The organism is Undibacterium sp. Ji49W (assembly GCF_049340205.1).
Classification (GTDB): domain Bacteria; phylum Pseudomonadota; class Gammaproteobacteria; order Burkholderiales; family Burkholderiaceae_D; genus Undibacterium.
This window is the reverse complement of sequence record NZ_JBMPOW010000040.1, coordinates 1-3,446: the sequence shown is the minus strand read 5'-3', so window position 1 is coordinate 3,446 and position 3,446 is coordinate 1. Positions and strand designations below refer to the sequence as shown.

The window sequence follows — 3,446 nt, the reverse complement described above, 5'->3', positions numbered from 1 at the left end:
CCCGACTGCGCCAGCAACTGATTGAAGGTTGCTGCATCCGGTGCATGACCCAGCAGCCCGATATAATCCAGCGTCAGCGAGACCTTGGATTGGGAACTGGCCTTGAACTCTGTCGACTCTGTAAAGCCCGCCAGCAAATCGCCTCTGCTGACCCCACTGTTGAGCTGCCCCAGCCAGTACGCCTTACCGGCCGTGTCTGAGCTTCTGTGCAACACATTCTGGTACACCCGGTCCACAAAGGCACTGTTGTCCAGACTGCCATAGGTACTCTGGAACTCCGTACTGGCAACGAAGGACGCACTGATCTTGGACAGATTCATGCCCGCCTTCTCCTGCTGTATCCAGTACGCCAGCCCATCACGGTCCGGCAAACGGTCAAAGGCCCCGAAGTACAGACGCGTCAGGCTACCGATACCGGTCTGGAATTCCGACGACGCCATGAAGGAAGCCGCCACCTGCGCCCGTGTCATCTTGCCACTGTCAATCTGCTGCTGCCAGTACTGCACACCCGCCGTATCGGCTTCGCGGAACAGCACATCGCGGTACAGCTGCATCGCAAACAGATCAGAGCGGTGCAAGACATCATTGTCTTTCGCCAGCGGATTGGTGCCCATTTGCAGTTCTACCGCATCCGGAATGCCATCCGCATCCTTGTCATTCGGCAAACCGGTGACCGGCGTCGTTGGTACCGTCTTGAAGCCCAATGCCCCGGTCAGCAGAATCTTGCCATTGGTCAGGCCATCACTGTCATAGGTACTGCCATCGGTGACCTTGAAGTCAACTTTGAGCTTGCCATTGACGGTGGCGATATTGGTGGCGATGTTCACCCATTCACCGGCCTTGTTCTGTACCCAGTACCCATTCACCGGCGCCAGTGCATCGGTGTACAGCGACATCGTGGCGTCGCCACCGGTGGTGCCGCCTTCTATCTGTACCGTCAGCAAGCCATATGGCATCGTTAGGTCGGCCGGTGCATTACCCGGTGTGGGCGAAGTCAGGGTCTTGGTCTGTGGCAATTGCTGGGTATTCCACAAAGTCACATAATGCCCGTTACCCAGGGTACTGTTCCATGGCAGGGACGTGACACTCTTCTGCGACTGATCCAGGATACCGTCGCCATTGCCGTCGCCATTACCGATGCCACTCAGATTGGGCACTGCGTTTTCTACACGTTGCGGGATACCATCCCCATCCGCATCCGAATCACCCGCATTGCTGTTGTCTGTGGTGTTGTTGATGGTAAAGGCCTGTGATGCAGTCGGTCCGCCATTGCCGGCCAGATCCGCCACCCGCACCTTGAGGGTATTGCTGCCACCCAGTACCTGATTGGCCAGCGACCAGCTGGTCGCCCCCGTCGCTGTAGTGGTATTGATCCAGGTACTGCCATTGTCAAGCGAGACCTGCACCGTTTCACCAGCCAGCAAGCCGGTACTCAGGGTACCGCTGATGGTTTGTAAGGAGGCGGTGGTGATGAAGTCGGTACTGCTGATGCCATCATCATTGGAGAACTTCAGGTTACCGGCACTGGTGGTCGGGGCGGTATGGTCCACCTGGTACAGCTGACCGGTAAAGCCGCCACTCAAAGGCAGGCTGGCGGTGTCGACAATGCCGGTACCCGAGGTTTTAAGGTTCAGGCCCAGGCTGCCGTCGCCGGTCAGCCCCGTGATCCTGACGCTATAGGTGGAGGCATCAAGCTGGGTGACACTGCTGATGGTCCCGGTTGCGCTGCCAGTGGTGGCCAGTACGAAGGCTGCCGCATTCACACCAGTAACGGCTTCACTGAAGCTGACCTTGTAATCGGCAGTACCGAGATTGGTGTTTTCTGGGTTGATGCGGGTAATGCTGGTGGCCGTTGGCGGCACATTATCACCAACGGTGATGGTCAGGCTCTTGTCATAGGTAGCACTGGACGCATCCGTGGCGCGAACCATGATGGTATAGGTGCCCGGTGTCATGCCCAGCGGGTTCTTGGCCACCAGGCTGGTGCCGGAGATGATGAACTTGCCATTGTCGCGATCATTCGTGCCATTCCCGGCTACCAGGCTAAAGCTGGCGGTATCACTGGGGTTGGGGTCAGTCGCTGTCAGGGTACCGACGCTGCTGTTGTCCGGGGATCCTTGCAGGATGGTGGCAGGCAACAGGCTGATATTGGTCGGTGCGGCATTGATGCCGGTGGCAATGACGGTAGTGGTGTTATTGAGTACGGCAGAAGCAATACCGTCACTGGCACTGATGGTGAAGGTGGTGGTTTCGGTACTGCCCACAGGGACACGGCCTGCCGCCGGCTGGAACACCAGGCCACGAATGGCAGCCTGCACAGCGGCCGGGCTACCGGCTGCATGGGTATAGGTCAGCCCGCCATCAGCGGTCGAGAAGCCAGTGGCGGCCAATGAAGCGGCAGTAAAGGCCCCTTTGGCGGCAACATCGAGGGTGATGATGATGGTTTCTGAGGCGCCGGCATCCGGATCGGTGATGGTGACCGCAGCAAACGGAGAAACCGTGGTGGTTTCGGTTACGGTCTGGCCAGCAGCGACACCACCGATGGTGGGGGCGACGTTGTTGCCGGTGACGGTAATGCCATTGCCAAACAGGTCAGCGATGACAACCGCCACGTCAGCACCGGTATTCCAGTCTTCCAGCATACCGAGGTTGTAGGTGGTGGTGTCGGTGGACGAGGTGCCATCCTTGTTCATCCGCAACGCCAGGGCCGCCTTGTCGTTGGCACTCATGGTCATGGTGAAGCTGGTGTTGGAGGTGATGTCGACGTTGGGGGTATCGGTCAGGGTGTAGTTGAAGGCACCCTGGCCCAGCAGACGAATGCGGTTGGCGGTGATGTCGTTGGCGGCCCCTGTCAGGCTCAGGAAGTTGTTACCTGTCACGACCAGCACGCCGGTGGCGACGTTATAGGTCGCTGAGGTGACGGTCGGTGCCACCACATTGGCAACGGTGATGCCATTGCCGGTCAGGTCGGCAATGACGACGGCGGCATCGGCCCCGGCATTCCAGTCTTCGGCGGCGATCAGGTTATAGGTATTGACACTGGTGGAGCTGGTGCCATTCTTGTTCATGATGAGGTTGGCACCCAGGCGGTCAGCCGCACTGAGGGTCAGGGTGAACGAGGTGGCGGAGGTGATCTCGACATTGCTGGTGGTGGTCAGGGTATAGCTGGTACCGCCTTCACCTTGCAGGCTGAATTTGTTGGCAACAATGTCATTGGTCGCCCCTGTCAGTCCGGTCAGGCCAGTACCTGTGACGGTCAGTACGCCAGTGTTGGCGTCGTAGGTGGAAGAGGTGATGGTCGGGACCGGGACATTGGAAACGGTAATCGCTGCGGTGGTGACGGCAATGTTGCCGCCGGTAATGGCGCTGTCCCAGTCATCGGCTGCGGCCAGGTTGTAAGTGGTACCACCGGTTGAGGTAGTACCGTTCTTGTTGAACAGGGCTTC

At 58.7% G+C, this 3,446-nt stretch carries 1 protein-coding gene; it reads right to left on the bottom strand.

The genetic code is table 11. The features are described 5' to 3' along the window. A partial coding sequence (locus ACO0LK_RS26905) for a DUF4214 domain-containing protein (RefSeq protein WP_422980592.1) occupies nt 1-3,446 on the bottom strand: 3,446 nt, incomplete at both ends.